At 73.4% G+C, this 18,489-nt stretch carries 20 protein-coding genes and 3 tRNA genes; 9 read left to right on the top strand and 14 right to left on the bottom strand.

The features are described 5' to 3' along the window. Nucleotides 1-126 precede the first annotated feature (126 nt). The gene (locus RMN56_RS10565; protein ID WP_091315761.1) at nucleotides 127-345 is read right to left on the bottom strand and encodes a DUF3073 domain-containing protein; all 219 of its coding nucleotides are present in this window, start codon (nucleotides 343-345) and stop codon (nucleotides 127-129) included. Nucleotides 346-647: 302 nt separating this feature from the next. Beyond that, entirely contained in the window at nucleotides 648-1,730 is a 1,083-nt protein-coding gene (locus tag RMN56_RS10560) for a Glu/Leu/Phe/Val family dehydrogenase (RefSeq protein WP_313723645.1), read from the bottom strand. 174 nt (nucleotides 1,731-1,904) lie between these two features. On the opposite strand from RMN56_RS10560, the gene RMN56_RS10555 reads away from it, so the two are divergent. Next, nucleotides 1,905-2,744, top strand: a complete 840-nt coding sequence (locus RMN56_RS10555) for a DUF8083 family protein (protein ID WP_313723644.1) — start codon at nucleotides 1,905-1,907, stop codon at nucleotides 2,742-2,744. Between the two features lie 255 nt (nucleotides 2,745-2,999). Continuing rightward, a complete protein-coding gene (locus tag RMN56_RS10550) occupies nucleotides 3,000-3,209 on the top strand; it encodes a BldC family transcriptional regulator (protein WP_007073996.1) in 210 nt (69 codons plus the stop codon). Nucleotides 3,210-3,300: 91 nt separating this feature from the next. On the opposite strand, the gene RMN56_RS10545 is transcribed toward RMN56_RS10550, so the two are convergent. After that, nucleotides 3,301-3,678 (bottom strand): PPOX class F420-dependent oxidoreductase, encoded by a 378-nt coding sequence (locus RMN56_RS10545; protein WP_313723643.1) that lies wholly within the window; start codon nucleotides 3,676-3,678, stop codon nucleotides 3,301-3,303. A 172-nt stretch (nucleotides 3,679-3,850) separates the two neighbouring features. On the opposite strand from RMN56_RS10545, the gene RMN56_RS10540 reads away from it, so the two are divergent. Next, nucleotides 3,851-4,627, top strand: coding sequence for a class I SAM-dependent methyltransferase (locus RMN56_RS10540; RefSeq protein WP_313723642.1), 777 nt, complete (start codon nucleotides 3,851-3,853; stop codon nucleotides 4,625-4,627). Nucleotides 4,628-4,666: 39 nt separating this feature from the next. Here RMN56_RS10540 and RMN56_RS10535 read toward each other — a convergent pair whose 3' ends face one another. Beyond that, nucleotides 4,667-4,954 carry a hypothetical protein gene (locus tag RMN56_RS10535; RefSeq protein ID WP_091041421.1) on the bottom strand — a complete coding sequence of 96 codons (288 nt, stop codon included), beginning with the start codon at nucleotides 4,952-4,954 and terminating at the stop codon, nucleotides 4,667-4,669. 168 nt (nucleotides 4,955-5,122) lie between these two features. On the opposite strand from RMN56_RS10535, the gene RMN56_RS10530 reads away from it, so the two are divergent. Beyond that, the gene (locus RMN56_RS10530) at nucleotides 5,123-5,980 is read left to right on the top strand and encodes a 3-hydroxyacyl-CoA dehydrogenase family protein (protein WP_313723641.1); all 858 of its coding nucleotides are present in this window, start codon (nucleotides 5,123-5,125) and stop codon (nucleotides 5,978-5,980) included. Nucleotides 5,981-6,032: 52 nt separating this feature from the next. Continuing rightward, on the top strand, nucleotides 6,033-6,776 hold the full coding sequence (locus RMN56_RS10525) for an enoyl-CoA hydratase/isomerase family protein (protein WP_313723640.1): 744 nt from the start codon (nucleotides 6,033-6,035) through the stop codon (nucleotides 6,774-6,776). Between the two features lie 55 nt (nucleotides 6,777-6,831). Here the strand turns inward: RMN56_RS10525 and RMN56_RS10520 are convergent, their stop codons facing one another. Continuing rightward, nucleotides 6,832-8,181 (bottom strand): ABC transporter substrate-binding protein, encoded by a 1,350-nt coding sequence (locus RMN56_RS10520; protein WP_313723639.1) that lies wholly within the window; start codon nucleotides 8,179-8,181, stop codon nucleotides 6,832-6,834. Nucleotides 8,182-8,347: 166 nt separating this feature from the next. On the opposite strand from RMN56_RS10520, the gene RMN56_RS10515 reads away from it, so the two are divergent. Both RMN56_RS10515 and RMN56_RS10510 read left to right on the top strand, forming a co-directional pair. After that, on the top strand, nucleotides 8,348-8,737 hold the full coding sequence (locus RMN56_RS10515) for a hypothetical protein (protein WP_313723638.1): 390 nt from the start codon (nucleotides 8,348-8,350) through the stop codon (nucleotides 8,735-8,737). A gap of 38 nt (nucleotides 8,738-8,775) precedes the next feature. Continuing rightward, the gene (locus tag RMN56_RS10510; protein WP_313723637.1) at nucleotides 8,776-9,483 is read left to right on the top strand and encodes a DUF2786 domain-containing protein; all 708 of its coding nucleotides are present in this window, start codon (nucleotides 8,776-8,778) and stop codon (nucleotides 9,481-9,483) included. 31 nt (nucleotides 9,484-9,514) lie between these two features. Here RMN56_RS10510 and RMN56_RS10505 read toward each other — a convergent pair whose 3' ends face one another. Beyond that, the gene (locus RMN56_RS10505; RefSeq protein WP_192579716.1) at nucleotides 9,515-10,030 is read right to left on the bottom strand and encodes an SRPBCC family protein; all 516 of its coding nucleotides are present in this window, start codon (nucleotides 10,028-10,030) and stop codon (nucleotides 9,515-9,517) included. Nucleotides 10,031-10,237: 207 nt separating this feature from the next. Here RMN56_RS10505 and RMN56_RS10500 point away from each other — a divergent pair, with 207 nt between their 5' ends. Next, nucleotides 10,238-11,413, top strand: coding sequence for a hypothetical protein (locus RMN56_RS10500; protein ID WP_313723636.1), 1,176 nt, complete (start codon nucleotides 10,238-10,240; stop codon nucleotides 11,411-11,413). Between the two features lie 10 nt (nucleotides 11,414-11,423). Here the strand turns inward: RMN56_RS10500 and RMN56_RS10495 are convergent, their stop codons facing one another. Beyond that, nucleotides 11,424-12,275 (bottom strand): hypothetical protein, encoded by an 852-nt coding sequence (locus RMN56_RS10495; RefSeq protein ID WP_313723635.1) that lies wholly within the window; start codon nucleotides 12,273-12,275, stop codon nucleotides 11,424-11,426. 384 nt (nucleotides 12,276-12,659) lie between these two features. Between RMN56_RS10495 and RMN56_RS10490 the strand changes: the two genes are divergently transcribed. Beyond that, nucleotides 12,660-13,850 carry a low temperature requirement protein A gene (locus RMN56_RS10490; protein WP_313723634.1) on the top strand — a complete coding sequence of 397 codons (1,191 nt, stop codon included), beginning with the start codon at nucleotides 12,660-12,662 and terminating at the stop codon, nucleotides 13,848-13,850. A 239-nt stretch (nucleotides 13,851-14,089) separates the two neighbouring features. On the opposite strand, the gene RMN56_RS10485 is transcribed toward RMN56_RS10490, so the two are convergent. The 7 genes from RMN56_RS10485 to crtI all read right to left on the bottom strand — a co-directional run bounded on the left by RMN56_RS10485 (nucleotide 14,090) and on the right by crtI (nucleotide 18,468). Further along, a tRNA-Phe gene (locus RMN56_RS10485) sits at nucleotides 14,090-14,163 on the bottom strand. Nucleotides 14,164-14,237: 74 nt separating this feature from the next. Further along, a tRNA-Asp gene (locus RMN56_RS10480) sits at nucleotides 14,238-14,311 on the bottom strand. A gap of 33 nt (nucleotides 14,312-14,344) precedes the next feature. After that, a tRNA-Glu gene (locus tag RMN56_RS10475) sits at nucleotides 14,345-14,417 on the bottom strand. A 155-nt stretch (nucleotides 14,418-14,572) separates the two neighbouring features. After that, nucleotides 14,573-15,367, bottom strand: a complete 795-nt coding sequence (locus RMN56_RS10470) for a polysaccharide deacetylase family protein (RefSeq protein ID WP_313723633.1) — start codon at nucleotides 15,365-15,367, stop codon at nucleotides 14,573-14,575. An 80-nt stretch (nucleotides 15,368-15,447) separates the two neighbouring features. Beyond that, nucleotides 15,448-16,395 carry a MerR family transcriptional regulator gene (locus RMN56_RS10465; protein WP_313723632.1) on the bottom strand — a complete coding sequence of 316 codons (948 nt, stop codon included), beginning with the start codon at nucleotides 16,393-16,395 and terminating at the stop codon, nucleotides 15,448-15,450. Then, entirely contained in the window at nucleotides 16,385-16,990 is a 606-nt protein-coding gene (idi, locus tag RMN56_RS10460; protein WP_313723631.1) for an isopentenyl-diphosphate Delta-isomerase, read from the bottom strand. The genes RMN56_RS10465 and idi overlap by 11 nt, the downstream gene beginning before the upstream one ends. Beyond that, nucleotides 16,987-18,468, bottom strand: coding sequence for a phytoene desaturase family protein (gene crtI / locus RMN56_RS10455; RefSeq protein ID WP_313723630.1), 1,482 nt, complete (start codon nucleotides 18,466-18,468; stop codon nucleotides 16,987-16,989). The genes idi and crtI overlap by 4 nt, the downstream gene beginning before the upstream one ends. Nucleotides 18,469-18,489 lie beyond the last annotated feature (21 nt).

Below are 18,489 nucleotides of genomic sequence, written 5' to 3'. Positions count from 1 at the left end.
TCAGGGGCCCGCCGGTCGGCCGGAGGGCTCCGGGAGGGCGTGGCCCCTGATCGTCGGTGCGCCGCAACGGAAGGGCACATGCGTGAGCACGCGGGGAGTCACCGCGTGCTCAGATGCGACCGGAGGTCAGCGGGTCGGACGGACCCAGGTGTCCGGGTCGTCGTCCGCGTGATCCTCATCATCGTCGTCGACATACTCTTTGTAGTCGTCGTCGAAGTGCTGCTCAGACTTCCCACCAGCACCCGCCAACTCGCGCTGCAAGGCGGTGAGGTCGGTGTTCGGGGAGTGGTACTTCAACTCCCGGGCCACCTTCGTCTGCTTGGCCTTAGCACGGCCGCGCCCCATGGCTCGACCCCCTCGCACAGAATGCGGGGCAGCCCGAAGGCGGGCCCCGATGACGTCAGGCATCTCTCGTGGCTCTTACGGTACATGGGGATGCCACCGTTCGGCACCTCGGGTTACCGTCAACCGGCTCTGCGCGTCGCGGTGAGCCGGCCGTCACAAAGTGTACCCGGTAAGGAGCGGACGGCGGGAGCGGCCGTGACAGCGGTCAGATCGGCACGAATCCCCCCAACGTCCAGCTTAACGCCGGTGCCGCCGGTGCAGCGGTCCGGGGGCGGGGCCGGCAGCCCCGCCCCCGGTGACGTTCACCGCAGGTGGATCGTGCGCAGCCGGCCGACCTCGGCCATCCGGCGCTCGGCGAGCCGGTCCGCGGCCACCGCCGGCGGGACGCCCTCGTCGTCGGCGAGTCGCAGGATCTCACGGGTGGTGTCGAAGATCCGGGTGGCCCGCAGCTTGGCGCGGTCGAAGTTGAAGCCCTCGATCTCGTCGGCGACCTGGATCACGCCGCCGGCGTTCACCACGTAGTCCGGGGCGTAGAGGATGCCCCGGTCGGCCAGGACCTTCTCGATGCCCGCGTGGGCGAGCTGGTTGTTGGCCGCTCCGGCGACCACCTTCGCGCGCAGCACCGGCACCGTGTCGTCGTTCAGGGCGCCGCCCAGCGCGCACGGGGCGTACACGTCGATGTCGGAGGCGACCAGGGCCGCGGTGTCGTCGACCAGCGTGACCTGCGGGTGGGTGGTGCGTACCCACTCCAGGGCCTTCGGGTTGACGTCGGTCGCCACGACCTCGGCCCCGTCCTCCAGGAGGTGCCCGGTCAGGTACTTGCCGACCTTGCCCAGGCCGGCCACGCCGACGCGCTTGCCGGCCAGCGTCGGGCTGCCCCAGACGTGCTCGGCGGCGGCCCGCATGCCCTGGAAGACACCCCAGGCGGTCAGGACCGAGGAGTCGCCGGCGCCGCCGTGCTCCACGCTGCGGCCGGTGACGTAGCTGGTCTCCCGGGCGATCACGTCCATGTCGGCGACGTAGGTGCCGACGTCGCAGGCGGTGTAGTAGCGGCCGGCCAGGGACTCCACGAAGCGGCCGTAGGCCCGCAGCAGCGCCTCGCTCTTGATCTGGTCGGGGTCGCCCCAGATGACCGCCTTGCCGCCGCCCAGGTCGAGACCGGCCAGGGCGTTCTTGTACGCCATGCCGCGGGAGAGGTCGAGCACGTCGGCGAGGGCGTCCGCCTCGCTGGCGTACGGGTAGAACCGGGTGCCGCCGAGCGCGGGGCCCAGCGCTGTGGAGTAGATCCCGATGATCGCCTTCAGCCCGGACTGCTTGTCCTGGCAGAACACGACCTGTTCGTGACCGGTCGATCCCGGGTCGTCGGTGCTGGCGAATACGCCCATGGCTGACTCCTGTGTCGGTGTGCGCCCTTGTGGGGCGCGGACCCTGCTGGCACGCCGGCGGGATGGTGCCGGTGCTGCTGAGCCTAATATCGGCCCCAGCCGTACTGTCGCGCACGTCACGACGCCTCGTGACGGCGGCGGCGGGGAAGTCCCGTCTCGTGGGAGGATCGCGCCGTGCCGTCGCTCTTCGCTTCATACCTGCGCGTGTACGAGCCGCTGACCGCCTTCGATCGGGACCGCCAGTCGTTCTGGCGCCGCTACGTGAACGAGGGTCGGGCGGTCGCCCCGCTGGAGGGGCCGGTCCGGCAGCGGACGGCGGTGATCGAGGCGCTGGGCGCGGGCTGGACCCGGCTGCCCGACCTGCCCGACGAGGCGTACGTCCTGGAGACCGACGACACGCTGCTGGTCTGTCCCTGGAACCTGCGGATCCGGGTCGCCGAGGCGGCGCTGAGCGCCCGCGACGGCGTGCCCTCGGTGCTGGCCGACGCGTTCGTCCCGCCGGTCCTGGCCGGCCAGGCGAAGGCGGTGGTGGAGGACTGGCGCAGCGGGGCGCGGGTGCTGGAGCACGGAGTGCCCCGGGTGCACGAGCAGATCGCCACCTGGGGGGTGCCGCTGCGCTGGTTCGTGCTCTTCGAGGCGCAGGAGCGGCACCTGGTCACCGAGCCGGAGCGGCGGGCGCTGCGCTACCGGACGGAGATCTCCAAGGCGCGCCGCCGGTCCTCCCGGGCCCTGTCGGTGCTGCGCAAGTCGGTCGGCGAGGCCCCCATCACCGAGGCGGTCGAGGAGGCCGCCCGCTGGCTGGAGGAGTTCCACCCGCGCTCGGTGGTGGAGCTCGACTACGGCGGCCTGGTGCAGCTGCTGCCCGACGAGACGCTCGCCGCCGACGACTCGACCGAGCTGGTCGCGACGGGGTTGGCCGGGCTCTCCCGGGGCGAGGCGGAGGAGGCCTCCGCGGCGTACGACAAGCTGGTCGCCCGGTGGCGCGCGGTGCAGCTGCTGGAGCGTTGCAACTAGGGCCGGGTTTGCCCAGGTTGAGGCCTCTCGATGCGAGACTGTCTCGTAATTGACGCATCACGAACCGTGATCATGAGTCCCATTAAGGTAGTTTCTGCGGCATAAAAGTCGTAAAAATCGGGCATGGTTCATCCGTCCGTCTAGGGACCTTCAGCCGTTCGGCCCATGTCGGACATCGGGGACTAGCCGGACCATGGGAGGCGCGTCGGCCGGCGGGACCCCGGCCGATGTCTATACATGTGGAGGAGTGACCCGATGGCATCGCGAACGCACGAACCAGAGCCGCTACTCACACCGGCCGAGGTGGCGTCGATGTTCCGTGTCGACCCGAAGACGGTGACCCGGTGGGCCAAGGCTGGCAAGCTCAGCGCCATCCGAACCCTGGGCGGCCACCGCCGTTACCGGGAGTCGGAGGTCCGGGCCCTGCTGCAGGGGCAGATTCCCCAGCAGCGCCAGGGGGACTGACGACCCGGACGATTCTCAGGCGTTCCGATCAGGGGCGGTGGGACGTCGCGACAGCGACGATCCGCCGCCCTCAGTCGTTTCCGGGGGTGGTTCAGTCGAGCACGATGCGCAGGCCGACCGTGCCGCCCTCGCCCCGCCGCAGCCGGCTGCCCAGCAGGCTCAGCCGGCCGATCAGCCGGTACTTCTGCTTGAGCAGCCCCCGGATCCGCCGGGTCGACTCCGGGCCGCTGACCGTCGCGTGCCCCGGCACCGCCTCGCCGTGCGGCCGGCCGCGCACGTCGCACGGTGCCACCGTGACCCGGCCGTCGCGCCGGATCCGCTTCACCTTGCCGGAGTCCGACACGGTCCACACCGCCAGCGCCTCGCCGTCGCGCACCGCCCACACCGGAGTCGGCACCGCCCGCCCGTCCTTACGGAACGTCGTGAGCAGCACGTACTTCTCCGCCGCCAGGCGGTCCAGGTCTGTCACGCCGCTCAGGATACGGCCGCGACAGGCCGGCCGAGCCCGGATAGCGTGATCGCCGTGAGCGCGAGGAGCGAGCCGGGTCTGCGAGCCCCGCAGTCGCGAACAGAGACAGCGCCGTGAGCGCGAGGAGCGAGCCGGGTCTGCGAGCCCCGCAGTCGCGAACGAGGACGGCGCCGTGAGCGGGGAACCTACGGTCGGCGACGTGTTCGGTGAGATGATCCGCGACGCGTACGCGGTCAGCACCGGGATCGGGCCCCGGCCGCTGGTCGGCGGGCGGCTGCCCCGGCCGGTCATCGAGATCATCGAGCGCGACGACGGGCTGGTCAACGGCGCACCCACCGAGCACTACCTGGACCCGCCGGAGCGGTGGCAGCCGTACGACCACCGGGCTGTCGACCGGGTGCACGGGCAGGTGCTGGACATCGGCGTCGGTGGCGGCCGCATCGCGCTGCACCTTCAGGAGCGCGGCGTGCCGGTGACCGGGCTGGACACCTCGATCGGTGCGCTGCGGGTCAGCCGGCACCGGGGCGTACGCGATCTGGTGCTCGGCACCGTGGACGAGCACGTCGCCGACGGCCGGCGCTACGACACCTTCCTGCTGCTCGGCAACAACCTGGGGCTGTTCGAGGGGCGGGAGCGGGCCCCGGCGCTGCTGGCCGCGCTCGCCGCACTGGCCCGCCCCGGCGCCCAGGTCATCGCGCACGGCACCGACCCGTACGGCACGACCGATCCGGTGCACACCGGCTACCACGAGCGGAACCGGCGGCGGGGGCGGCTGGGCGGGCAGCTCCGGCTGCGGCTGCGCTACCGGCTGCTCGGCACCGAATGGTTCGACTATCTGGTGTGCTCGGTCGAGGAGTTCGCCGAGCTGGTCCAGGGCTCGCCGTGGCGCCTCGTCGACGTCGACGACCGGGATCACCCGTACTACCTGGCCACCCTCCGGCTGGCCTGATGCCGGCGGGCGCCCGGGAGCGCCCGCCGGCACACCGCGTCAGACCTGCACGGTGGGGGTGGTCTGCTCCGGGGGGAGGCCGCCGTCGCCGTCGACCACCTCGTCCGGCGTGCCGTCCTCGTCGATGTCGACCATGGTGATGTCCACCTTGCCGTCGCCGTCGGTGTCGAACTGGAACAGGTCGGCCTTCCCGTCGCCGTCGGTGTCCACCACCCAGACGTCGGTCTTCCCGTCGTTGTTGGTGTCCGCGCGGAGCAGGTCCACCCGCTCGTCGCCGCGGGTCTCCACGGTCTCGGTGCTGTCCGCGCTCTCCGGTGCCTGGCTCATGTCGATCCTTCCCTCGGCGTTGACGGCCGTCTGTACCCGATCCGACGCGCCCCCACTCATGCCCGCGGGCCGGCCCTGCATAGGGTCGCACCCAGGATCGAGCGAGCGGACCCACCCGGCGCGGCGGAGACCCCGCCCGTCGTGGAGGACCGCGGCGGAGGGACATCGATGAGTGGTCGTTTTGTGGTCGTCGGGGCCGGCACCATGGGCCTCGGCATCGCGTACGTGGCGGCCGGCGCCGGGTACGCGGTCGAGCTGGTCGAGGTGGACCCGGCGCGCGGCGCCGAGGCGGTGCGGCGGCTCGGCGAGCTGTGGGAGCGCGGTGTGCAGCGCGGCAAGCTGACCGCCGAGGCGGCGACGGCGAACCGCGAGCGGGTCACCCTGCGGGCCGGCCTCGCCGAGGTGGCCGAGGGCCCCGACGTGATCGTGGAGGCGGTCCCCGAGCGGCTCGACCTCAAGCGGGCCGTGCTCGCCGACGCCGAGGGCCGCCGGCCCGCCCTGCTCGGCAGCAACACGTCCAGCATCCCCATCGCCGAGCTGGCCGAGGGGCTGGAGCGGCCGGCCGATTTCGTCGGCCTGCATTTCTTCAACCCGGTCTGGGCGATGGCGCTGCTCGAGGTCGTGGTCGGCGCGGCCACCGCGCCGGAGACCACCGAGGCGGCCGTCGCGCTCGCCGGCCGGCTGGGCAAGGACCCCGTCGTGGTACGCGACCTGCCCGGCTTCGCCACCTCGCGGCTCGGTGTGACCCTCGGCCTGGAGGCGATCCGGATGGTCGCCGACGGGGTGGCCAGCGCCGCCGACATCGACAAGGCCATGGTGCTCGGCTACCGGCACCCGGTCGGCCCGCTGGAGCTGACCGACCTGGTCGGGCTGGACGTCCGGCTCGACATCGCTCGCACCCTCCAGGCCGCGTACGGGGACCGGTTCGCGCCGCCGCCGCTGCTCGAGGAGATGGTGGCCGCCGGCCGGCTGGGCAAGAAGTCGGGCCGGGGCTTCTACACCTGGGAAGGCGGGGTGAAGCAGTGAGCGCGTGGAGTGAGCTTGCGAGCCCCGCAGCCGCGAACGAAAGGCGAGCACGGTGAGCGGGCTGCGGATCGAGGAACTGCCGGACCGGCTGGTCGTCACCCTGGACCGGCCGGAGAAGCGCAACGCGATCGACGCGGACCTGATCGGCGAGCTGCACGCCGTCTGCGCCGAGCTGGAGGCACGGCCCCGGTTGCTGCTGCTCACCGGCGGCACGGAGGGCATCTTCGCCGGCGGCGCGGACATCGCCCAGCTCCGCGAACGCGGCCGGCTGGACGCGCTGGCGGCCATCAACCAGGCCGCGTTCGCCCGGATCCGGGCGCTGCCGATGCCCACCGTGGCCGCCGTGGACGGCCCGGCGCTGGGCGGCGGCGCCGAACTGGCGTACGCCTGCGATCTGCGGGTGTGCACGGCGCGCGCGGTGTTCGGCCAGCCCGAGGTGCGGCTGGGCATCCTGGCCGGCGCCGGCGCGACCTACCGGCTGCCCGCCCTGGTCGGGGAGGCCCGGGCCAAGGAGCTGCTCTTCACCGGCCGGCGGGTGGACGCCGACGAGGCGCTGCGGATCGGGCTGGTCAACCGGGTGGTGGCCGAGCCGGCGGAGCTGCTGCCCACCGCGCACGGCCTGCTCGACGAGATGGCCAAGGGCTCGGCGCTGGCGCTGCGGCTGACCAAGCTGGCGGTGGACGCACCGGCGGCCGCCCACCCGCAGCTCGACCTGCTCAGTCAGGCGGTGCTCTTCGAGGACGAGGAGAAGCACCGGCGGATGACCGAGTTCCTGGAGCGGCGCCGCTCCCGCTGACCGTGGACGCGACGAGGGCCGCACCGGTTCGCCCGGTGCGGCCCTCGTCGTCGTCTCACTGCCGGATCTGCACCCCGGCGTCGGCCAGCGCGGTGATCACCCGCGAGGACTCACCGAAGCCGATCACCAGCACGGCGTCCGCCCCGTAGTCCTTGATCTCCTTGGCGCCGGCGGAGAAGTCCACCGGCGGAGGCGACGCGCCCTCCGGGGGCACGTAGGAGAGCAGCTTCACCTTGTCGGCGCCCATGCCGGCCCGCTCCAGCTCGGAGCGGACGTTCTCCTGGAGGCCCTCGCCGTAGGAGTCCTTACGCGCGACGATCGCGATCTTGTGCGGTCCGTCGCGCATTATCACGTCGGCCAGCGCCCGGCCCTGGAGGCCGTCCGGCGGGGCGGTGCGGAAGTAGAGGCCCTTGTCGTCCACCGTGCTCAGCCCCGCGTCGGTGTTCGACGGGGAGAAGAGGATCCGGCCGGCGGCCACCACGTCGGGCAGCACGGCCCGGGAGATGCCCGAGGCGCCGGCGCCGATGATGACGTGCGCGCCCTGCTGGACGTGCGAGGCCACGGTCGCCTTCGCGATCTTCGGGTCGGTGCCGTCGTCGCCGTCGATCCACACCACCGGCTCGCCGAGCGCGCCGCCCGCCGCGTTGATCTCGCGGATCGCCAGCGCCGCGCCGGCCGCCATCGGCGGGTACGCCAGGGCCAGGTCACCGGTCTTCGGCAGCAGCCCGCCGAGCACCAGCGGGGAGCCGTCCTCCTTGTAGGACTTGCCCGGGCGCGACTTCTTGCCCCGCGGCGGCGTCTTAGTGCTCGCCCCCGACTCGTCACCGGCACCGACGAACTCGGTCTTGCCGTCGTCGAGCTGCCGGTTCCCGAAGTGCAGCGTCGCGTAGCTGGCGGCGGCCGGCTCACCGGCGTCGGTGAACCCGGCCCGGGTCAGCGACACCCCGCGGTACTCGATGTCCTGGCCCGCCCGGGCCAGCTGGAGACAGGTGGCGACCTCGTCGCAGCGCTGGCCGCCGGTGGTCGCGCCGACGATCTGCTTGGCGATATCGGTCGGCTGCGTCGTGCCGGCGAGCTGGGCGGCCAGCACGCTGATCACGATCGCGTCATAGGTCTCCGCCGAGTAGAGGTAGTCCTTCAGCCTCGGATCTACGGTGCGTAGCCGTTCCTTGAAGCTCTCGGGCAGCGGCGTGAGCGGGGTGGTGCCCTTCATGCCGTTGAGAAGGTCCGCGCGGTCCTTCAGCTCGTCGACGTACGAGTTCTGCATGTTGCCGTCGGTGCCGTAGAGGCGCACCTGGGTGGCGGTGGCCTCTTCGGGCTTGTCGCTCCCGCAGGCGCTGGTGGCGAGCAGGAGCGCCGCGCAGGCCGTGGACAGGGCCGTACGCGACGCGCGAGATTTGAGCATGGTCGTCCTTCCTCCGGCGAAGGTCCGCTGCGCACATTAGCGTGCCGGCGCGGAGAGCGGGACCGTGGAGGTCGGTCCGTCGGCACCCCGACTGCCGGTATCACTCTCCGTGAGGGAAGGGCCGTTCCGGGGTCACCGCTTGACCCTCCGAACTACTGTTCCGCAGGTGACCGACGAAGCACAGCAGACGCTGGACGATGCGACCGCCGTGCTCCGCTCGGCGCTGGCCGGTGACGGCGACGGCGTGGTGGGCACCTTCGACGCCGTGGTGGACCGCTCCGGGCTGGCCGGGGCGTACGGGGTGGCCTGGTGCCTGGCCGCCACCATGGTCGGCGACGAGGCCCCCGCGGGCGGCGCCGCGCTCGACTTCCCCGGGATCGACCAGGCCGACTACGACACCCGGTGGGTGGCCCGCTTCGTCAGCGCGTACGCCAACCACGACGCCGACACCGGCGAGGCGCTGTTCGGCGCCGCGGCGGCCGACGGGCTGCTGCCCGACTGTCTGCTCACCCTCGCCGGGTCGACGGTCGCGACGCTGCGCAGCCGGGCGGGCTGACCGCCCGTCCCGGCCCCGGCCTGTGATAGCTCTGGTGCATGTCCGAGGCGATGCTCAGCAAGGTCCGCAAGCTGCTCGCCCAGGCCGAGGACCCGGCGTGCACGCCGGCCGAGTCGGCCGCCTTCATGGCCAAGGCCACCGAGCTGATCGCCCGTTACGGCGTCGACCGGGCGCTGCTCGCCGCCCGCGAGCCGGCCACCGACCCGGTGGGCGACCGGGTGGTCGAGGTGGTCGCCCCGTACGCCCGGGACAAGGCTGGCCTGCTCGCGGCGGTCGCCGACCCGCTGCGCTGCCGCTGCGTACGCCGCCGGCAGGGCAGCGGCTTCGACCTGCACCTGTTCGGCTTCGCCAGTGACCTGGAACGGGTCGAGCTGCTCTTCACCTCACTGCTCGTGCAGGCCGCGCACGGGTTGGCCGGCACCGCCGTACCGGCCGGGGAGCATCCGGCCGCCTTCCGGCGTACCTGGCTGGCCGGCTTCGCGCAGGCGGTCGCCGAGCGGTTGCGGACGGCCGAGGCCGGCGCGGTCGCCGGATCCGGGGCACCCTCGGTGGCGCTGGTGCTCGCCGACCGGTCCGACCGGGTGCAGCGCCGGGTGGCCGAGGTGTATCCGCGGCTGCGTACCGCCCCGCGCCGCCGGCTGGCGGGCAGTGGCTTCGGTCCGGGCGCGGCCGCGGGTCGCCGGGCCGACCTCGGCGGCACCGGCGTGACCGGCACCCGATCCCCGGCGCGGGGCATCGACCGCTGACGCCGGGCGCTCGCGGCTGACGCCCCTGGCGTCAGTCGGTGGTGCGGGCGACCGTCGCCAGGTAGCGGCAGAGGAGTTCGTGCCAGCCGGCGGTGAGTGCCTTGCGGTAGCCCTCGGCGGCCTCACCGTGCCGGTCGAAGTAGCGGTGCTCGACGTCGACCCGGGTCAGCTCCGGCCCCTCGGGTTGGAAGAGGACCTCGACCTCGCTGGCCCGCGCCGGATCCGGCACCGGCACCCGGTCCGGCCCGAGTTGCCAGGTGAAGACCAGCCGGCGGGGCGGATCCCAGGTCAGCACCCGGCCCCAGTCGCCGCGGAAGCCGTACGGGCCGATCTCGTAGAGCATGCCGCCGGCACGCGGTTCGATGCCCAGCTCGGCCAGCGCCTCCGGCCCCGACCAGGTGTATTCGCGCACCCACCAGTCGGTCAGCGAGCCGGTGAACACGGCGAACGCCCGGTCGGCGGAGGCGGGGGCGAAGAGTGTGCTGCGGAGGGAGAATCGGTCGAATTCCTGGCGGACCTCATCCGGATCGGCCATCCCCTGTCCCATAGGCCCGGACCATACCGGCTCATGCCCCGCTGTGCAGCTTTCATCTTCGCCCGCTTCCGGACAGCGGGAGCCCTCTTTCCCGACAGCGCCGGGCCGTCCCCACCGCCGCTGTTCACGGGCGTGTGGGACCACCAGGGATGCCCCGCCGGAAACCGGGTAACCGCCGCTGATTCGGCCCGGCCGACGGGTCAGCGGGGAGCGGGGAGCATGAGCGAGAACGGAGCGACCGAGCGGAAGCCGGACCAGACGGGCGGGCGGCCCGCCCGCCAGGACGGCGGGCAGTCCGAGCCGGACGTCCTGCTCGACATCCCGGAGGTGACGGTCGACCAGATCCGGCTGTCCGTCCGAGGGCTCGACGCCGACCTGTCACTGCGCGCCCGGCTGGCCAACCTGCTGCAGCTCGACGCCGGGGTCCGGGTGCATCTGGACGACGTGGAACTGGACGTCACCGGCGTCAGCGCCGAGGTGCTGCTCAAGGTGCGCCTGGAGAAGCTGGTGCAGATTCTGGACCGCGCACTCACCACCATCGACCGGAACCCGCACCTCATCGAGGCGCTGGCCCGCTCGGCCGTGACCGACGTCGAGGAGGTCAACCGGGTGGCCCGGCGGCTGGCGGGCGCACCCGTCCGCGACGAGAGCGGGCAGCGCATCGGGACGGTCGGTGCGGTGGCCGACCGGCCACCCCGGGAGGGCGTCGGCCGGCCCGCACCGCCGTCCCCGGCGGCGCCGAGCGGGGCCCGTGCCCCCGAGCCGCCGATCGGCGACCAGGGACACCCGGCACCGTCACCGGGCCAGGGGCGGCCGAAGCCGCCAGCGGGCGATCAAGGGCAGCCGAAACCGCAGGCGGGCGCCGGGGACCGGCCGCCGTCCGGCGGGGCCGGCGCTCCGCCTGGCGGTGGTGGCGGTCAGCAGCCGTCCACTCGCGGGGGCGGCGGTGCCACCCGCGAGGGCGGCCCGGCGAGCCAACAGGGCGGCGGCACGTCCCGCGAGGGTTGGCAGCCCGGCGTCGGAGCCGGCCAGACCGGCGCGGGCGGGCAGCCCGGCCGGGAGGGTGGGCAGCCCGGCGGTGGCCCGTCCGGTGCGGGTGCCGGCCGCCCGCCGACCGGTCAGCCGCCCACCGGACCTGGAGGGCCATCCGCCGCGGGGAAGGCGGCCGAGCCGGGGAAGACCGCGGACCAGGGCGCGACCGGTGAGCAGGGGAAGGCCGGCGAGCAGGGGAAGCCGGCTGCCGGCGGCAAGCCGGAGGAAGGGGAGAAGGGGCCGGGCGGCCCGCCCGGCCCGGCCCAGCTCGCCGGCCAGGCCGGGGAGACGCTGCTGCAGGCCGGCCGGAGCGTCTGGGAGGCGATCCAGAACGGCATGAGCCAGCACCGACCGGAGCGGTAGTCCCGCAGGCTCAGCGAAGCCGGGCCGGGGACCGCCACCAGGCCGTACGCCGGAGCAGCAGCAGCCCCGCGACCGGCGTGAGCGTCACGGCGAGGGCGACGCCGCTGGTCAGGTCGCGCGGCGCCCAGATCAGGTTGTCCCCGATCCCGTTGGCGTGCGCGGTGAGCGAGCAGGCCACCAGCAGCCCCACGGCCGCGAGCACGGCTCCCACGCGGCGCCCCCGCCCGCCGCGCGTCGCCCCGGCGTCCTGCCGCACGGGCCGGGTGACCACCGCGACGGGCAGCGGCGGTGCCGGCCGGACGGCCACCGGCTCGACGACGGCGGGTGCGACGCGCACCGCCGGGGACGGCGCGACGGCCGGTGCGGCCGAAGTCCGATTGGTCAGCCGCCGAGGCGGGAGGGGCCGCGCGGTGACATGGACGACTCGGTGGTGATCGGTGAGCCGCCACTGGAGGGCGGTGAGTCCTCGGACGGCCCAGACCATCGGCGGTACGACCAGCAGCAGGACCAGCGCCGCGTGGGTCGCCCACGCGCCGGCCAGGGTCGGGCCGCCCCAGGCGTGGGCGTACCAGGCCGTGCCGATCTGCTCGCCGAGTCCGAGCCAGGGGCGGATCGGGTACGCCAGCACGTTGATCAGCACCAGGTAGGCGAGCACCGCGGTGAGCGCGGTGGAGGCGACCGCGACCGGCAGGGCGAGCAGGGCCCTGCCCAGTCCCCGAAGGCGACCGGGCCGCCGCGCCGCCCCATCCAGTGCGCCCAGCGCCCGGGGCACGGCCACCACGGACGCGGCGAGCCGTCGCCGGCTCTCGGCCCCGTAGGTGAACCGCCAGGGCGCGAAGATGTCCCGCTGCTCTCTCGTCATACGGCTCAGTCTTCGCCCGGCTCCGCCCGACACACCATCGGGACCAACCCCGGCCCGACCCGGACTCACGCCCCTGAGCCAGGCTTCGCGACCACCCGCCGGGACGGCCGACAGCAAGATCCTCACCGGCGTTTCCGCTGGTGGGGATGTCTGTGGGCCGGCAAAGGCCAGGTGGCCAGGGAAGGGGTCGAACCGGCCCCACCCTACTGGCCGGTCTACGACTGCCCGGCGAGGAGATCCGCGAGTGAGCGGCACTTCCCGTAGCCGTTGTCAACACGCCCTTGGGGGCCCTGCGATTCCCGGAAGTCACCATCGGAGGCCGCAACTCCGCATTGAATGGCAGCCATGGGAAGCGCCGGTTCGGCGAAGGGTGCCGGTCGGGCGGTGCGGCTGCTGCGTGGTGAGCGCAGCCCGCAGCAGGCCAGCTTCGTCGAGCTGTTCTTCGATCTGGTGGTGGTCTTCGCGCTCAACCAGGTGGTGGCGTCCAGCGCCCCCGGTCTGGCAAGTGCGTCCGCGACCGACCAGTGGGTGACGTTGCTGCGGGTGATGCTGCTGATCCTGCCGCTGATCTGGGTGTGGACGATGACGGCCTACGGGACGGCTCGCTTCGACCCTCGTGGCAACGAGGCCCAGGTCGTGGTGCTGGTGACGGCGTTCGGTGTGCTGCTGCTGGGCGCTGCCATTCCGGAGGCGTTCGACGCGACCGCCCTGGCCTTCGCCGTGATCTACGTCGCCCTGCAGATCAGCCGGGTGGCGGTGCTCGCGCTGACGCTGCGCAGGCATCCCCTTCGACGCCGCTATCTGGCAACCCTGTTCTGGTTCTGCATATCCGCCGTGCCCTGGCTCCTCGGCGCCGTCACGGGCGGCACGGCCGGGACGCTGCTGTGGCTGCTCGCCGTCACCATCGAATACGGAGCCGCCCGAACGGGCTGGCCGGCGCCCCGGCTGGGACGAGAACGCATTACAGCCTGGGCGCACGCCCCCGAGCACCTCGCCGACCGGTACCGACAGTTGCTGATGATCGCGCTCGGAGAGGCGATCCTCGCGGTCGGCATCGCCTACACCGACCAGGCCGGGTTCCGAAGCCTCACGCAGACATTCGGGCTGGTGATCGCGTTCCTCACCGCCGTGCTGCTCTGGCGCATCTACTCCTACAAGGCAGGAGACCTCTTCGGAGTGGCGATCGCGTCGGCGAAAGATCCCGCCCGCCTGGGCCGCGTCGCTGCCGGCGCTCACGTCTTCATGATCGTGGGCGTCCTCGCCACCGCCGCCGGACACGAACTCGTACAGACACATCCCGCCGGCCACAGCGCTTCCGCCTGGCTGGCGGTCATCCTCGGCGGACCCGCCATCTACCTCTTCGGCCGGGCGCTGCTGGAGCGCGTGGTCTTCTCCCGCATGTCCCGGCCCCGGCTGATCGGCATCGCCGTCCTCCTACTGCTGACCGTGCCGCTGGCCTTCACCCCACCGCTGACGGCGGTAGCCGCGGCATCCGCCGCGCTGCTCGCGATCGCCATCGCCGACGTCCACCGCGCGGCCGGGCGGCCCTCCGAGGCACCGGCACCGCCCGGATAACAACCCGAGATCACGAACACTCCCTGCTGACAGCAATCTTGACCTTGCCAGCCGGCCACGCGTTCTCGGCCGACCAGCATGACGGGGTCCGTGCAGTCCCCAGGCAACAAGGGGCGGCCAGCAGAGGGATTCCGGGGTCAACGAGGGTCAGACCAGACAGGCGGGATCCCGGGGCGTAAGCAGAACGCCGACCGGCGTTTCCGCTGGTCGGCGCTCCTGTAGCCCGGCGAAAGGCTATGTGGCCAGGGGCGGGGTCGAACCGCCGACCTTCCGATTTTCAGTCGGACGCTCGTACCAACTGAGCTACCTGGCCGTGCTGTCGGCTCATGCTACCGCACAGGCCGATACGCAGAACGCCGCGCATGAAGGGCGCGGCGTCAGCGCTTGCGGTCCTGACGGGACTTGAACCCGCGACCTCCGCCTTGACAGGGCGGCGAGCACTCCAACTGCTCCACAGGACCTAGCTGGTGTTGCATCCGGCCTGAGCCGGACCGTGCCCCCAACGGGATTCGAACCCGTGCTACCGCCTTGAAAGGGCGGCGTCCTGGGCCGCTAGACGATGAGGGCGGCCCCGCCATCATTGCACACTCGCAACTTCAAGCGGACTTGCTCCCATCCGGCCCCGCCGGAGGCATGAGAAGCATATGCCATGCCTCCTCGGCCGGCCAAACCGGTATGGCCACGGGCGCAGAGCCGGGCGAAACCGCAGGTCAGAGGCGATGTCACCGTAGCCGGGAGATCCCGTACCGCCGCTTGAGGTCCGGAATCAGGTGCCGGCAGGCGGCCATCGTCTGGGTCCGGTCGCCGCCCGCGTCGTGCATCAGGACGATCGAGCCGTGGTGGGTCGCGGCCGTCACCCGCTTGACGATCGTCTTCGCCGGCGGGTGATCCCAGTCCTGCGGGTCGACGCTCCAGTGCAGCGGGCGCAGCCCGAGCTGGCGGGCCACCGTCAGCTCCTCCGCCGTCCAGCGGCCGCCGGGCTGGCGGAACCAGGTGATCGGGACACGCGGCGCGGCCGCCCGGATGGCCTGGTTGGTGCGGACCAGGTCGGCCCGGATCTCGGCCAGCGGCCGGCGGCCGAGGTTGATGTCGTGCCGCCAGCTGTGGTTGCAGATCTGGTGCCCCTCGCGGGCGATCCGGGCCACCAGCTGCGGGTAGCGCTTGGCCTGCTTGCCGACCAGGCAGAAGGTCGCCGTGACGTGGGCCGCCCGGAGCTGGTCGAGGATCTGCGGCGTGTACCGGGGGTCCGGCCCGTCGTCGAAGGTGAGGGCGACCCCTTGGCTGCCGCTGGAGCGGTGCAGCCCGGCGGGCAGGGTCTTCGGCATCGGCCGCAGCTTGGGCTTGGGCGGGGTGGTGCGGCTCGGGCTGGGCCGTGGGCTCGGCGTGGGCGACGGCGCCGGGGCGGCCGGGGCGGCCGGTGAGGCGCCGGCCTGGGACGGGGTCTTGCCGGGCTCGCCGCAGCCGGCCATGAGGAGGACCAGGCCGAGGGCGAACGCCAGCACGGCGCGTGGACGCATCGTCGCTCCGAGAGGGGGTGGGGTCGGGCGGACTTTCCGACCGTAGTGGACGTCGCGCCGAATCGGGAGGGCCCGACCCCTCAGCCCGTCGTCGACTGGTCCAGGGAATCCCGTACGGCCACCGCCAGGGAGACCGCCTCGGCCAGGTTCACCGGGCGGACCACCCCGGCCGGGAGCGTGTCGGCCCGCCAGCCCGGCCCGGCGGCGAGCACCAGCAGGGGGCGGCGCGGGGCGGCGAGCACCGCGGTGAGCTGGTCCGGATCGGCCGTGGCGCGGGTGTGCGACCAGAGCACCACGGCCGCCGGGCCGGTGCGGTTGACCGCCTCGACCAGGGCGGGCACCGGCACCCGGGCGCCCAGCATCCGGTAGCCCACCCCGACCTCGGCCAGGGCGGCGGCCAGCGCCTCCAGCGGCAGGGTGTGTTGTTCCTCATCGGCGCAGGCGAGCAGGATCCGGGCCGGCCCGGCGGCCGGGTGTGCCCGGGCCACGGTGGCGAACGCCTCGGAGACGCAGCGGGACATCAGGTGCTCGACCTCGACCAGCCCGCCGGTGGCGGCGTGCCGTTCGCCGATGCCGGCGAGCACCGGCCGCAGCAGCCCGTCCCAGGTGGGGACCACGCCGTCGGTGGCGAGGGCGTGCGCGATGGCCCGGCCGATCGCCACCGAGTCCAGCCGCATGGCGGCGCGGGCCACGCCGCGGGCCACCGGTCCGGCGCGGCCGACCGGGATGGTCGTTCCGCCGCCGTCCCGGGCCGCCGTGACCCGCCGGTTCAGCCCGGGCCGTTCGGCGGGGAGGACGGCCGGTGCCTGCCGGGCCCAGCGCGCGGCCTCGGCGGGGGCGACCCCCTCCGCGGTGAGCCGGCGCATGATGTCCAGGCGCGCGAGGTCCGCGGGCGTGTAGCGCCGGTGGTGCCCCGGCACGTGCTCGCTGGGGCCGAGGCCGTAGCGCTGGTGCCACGTGCGCAGGGTGGTGACGGCGACCCCCAGCCGGCGCGCGACGGCTCCCGCGCTCAGCGCCTCATCCGCCACCCGACCGCTCCGGTGCCTTGTCGGCCGGCGCGCCCGTCCGGGTCACGTCGGCGACGGGACGGGCCGGCCGCAGCAGCCGGTTCACCACCCCGCCGAGCCAGGGCGCGTACGCGCGGGGGTCGACGTCCAGCTCCGCCTCCAGCTCGTGGGGGTCGACCCAGCGCAGGGTGGCCACCTCGTCCGGGTCGGGCCGGATCGGCAGGTCGGCCGGTACGTCGGCGCGCAGCACGTGGTCGTACTCGAACTCGACCCGACCGGTGGCCGGGTCCTCGGCGTAGTAGACGTAGACCCCGACCTCGGTGAGGTCGACCGGGTCGACGCCGAGTTCCTCGGCGAGCCGCCGGTTGGCGGCCTCGACCAGCGACTCGCCGGGCAGGGGGTGGCCGCAGCAGGCGTTGGCCCAGCGCAGCGGGAACCGGGTCTTCACGGCGGCCCGCTGTTGCAGCAGGATCCGCCCCCGCGGGTCGACCAGCAGCACCGAGAAGGCCCGGTGCAGCCGGCCGGGTGGCTGGTGGGCGGCGGCCACGGTGGTCTCGCCGAGCACCCGCCCGCCGTCGTCGACCAGCTCGACGAGGTGCTTCTCCCGGGCCGTCAAGATGTCCTCCCGGTGATCCGCGAGGCGGCGAGCTTGCCGCTGATGAGGACCATCGGCACGCCCACGCCGGGCTGGGTGCCGGAGCCGACGAAGACCACGTTGCCCAGCGTCCGGTGCAGGTTCGGCGGGCGGAAGGGGCCGGTCTGGAAGAGGCTGTGCGCGGCGGCGAACGGGGTGCCGGCGGCCATGCCCTGCGCCGCCCAGTCGGCCGGGGTCACCGCGCGCAGCACCTCGATGCCGTCGCCGAAGCCGACGTAGCCCCGCTCCTCCAGCGTCGTCACGAGCTGGTCGGCGTAGCGGCGGGTCAGGTCGCCCGGCCAGTGGAAGGGCGCCCGGTGGAGGTTCGGCACCGGGGCGAGCACGTAGTAGGTGTGCCTGCCGGCCGGGGCCACCGACGGGTCGGTCCGGCTCGGGTTGGTCACCAGCAGCGACGGGTCGGTCATCAGCTCGCCCCGCCGGATCACCTCGTCGAACGTGCCCTTCCAGGACCGCCCGAAGTGGATGTTGTGGTGGGCGATCCGGCTGTAGCCCTGCGTCGAACCGACGTGCAGCACCACGCAGGAGGGCGAGTAGGTGAGCTTGCGCTGCCGGCTCGCCGGCAGCAGGTCCCGGTAGGCGACCGGCAGGTCCGGGTTGAGCACCACGACGTCCGCGGGGACGAACTCGCCGTCGGCGGTGACCACGCCGGTGGCCCGGCCGTGCGCCGTCTCGACCCGGGTCACCGTGGTGCCGTAGCGGATCTGCACGCCGTGCTTCTCGGCCGCGCCGGCCATCCCCCGGGAGACCGCGTGGATGCCGCCGCGCGGGAAGCACACCCCGGCCACCGAGTCGAGGTACGCGATGACCGCGTAGATGGCCAGCGCGTCGTGCGGCGCGAGGCCCGCGTACATGGCCTGGAAGGAGAAGATCCGCTGGGTACGCGGGTCCCGGAAGAACTGGTCGATCTTCGTCTGGAGCCGCCGGAAGGCGCCGTTCGCCAGCAGCCTGAGCAGGTTGCCGGTGAGCAGGTCGGTCGGCGCGTCCAGGTTGCGCTCGATGAAATCCGCCCGCTCCCAGCGCCACAGGTCGCGCGCGTAGTCGACGAAGCGCAGGTAGCCGTCCGCCTCCCGGGGCCCGCAGACCCGGGCGATCTCGGCGGCCATCCGGGTGGTGTCGGTGATGACGTCCAGCGTCGACCCGTCCGGGTACCAGGCCCGGTAGGCCGGGTCGAGCGGGGTCAGGTCGAGCCAGTCGCTCAGCTCCTCGCCGACCGCGCCGAGGGCCTCGGCGATCAGGTCGGGCATGGTGAGCACGGTCGGTCCGGTGTCGAACTCGTACCCGTCGACGCCGAGCCGGCCGGCGCGCCCACCCGGCACCGGCTCCCGTTCCAGCACGGTCACCTGCCGGCCGCTGCCGGCCAGGTGCAGTGCGCAGGCCAACCCGCCCAGCCCCGCGCCGACGATCACCACCCGGTCGGTACGCCCGCTCACGGTGCGCATTCCGGCTCCCTTGTTCGTGAA

This window comes from Micromonospora halotolerans (genome assembly GCF_032108445.1).
Taxonomy (GTDB): domain Bacteria; phylum Actinomycetota; class Actinomycetes; order Mycobacteriales; family Micromonosporaceae; genus Micromonospora; species Micromonospora halotolerans.
Note: the sequence above shows the minus strand (reverse complement) of the source record. Positions and strands in the feature narration are given on the sequence as shown.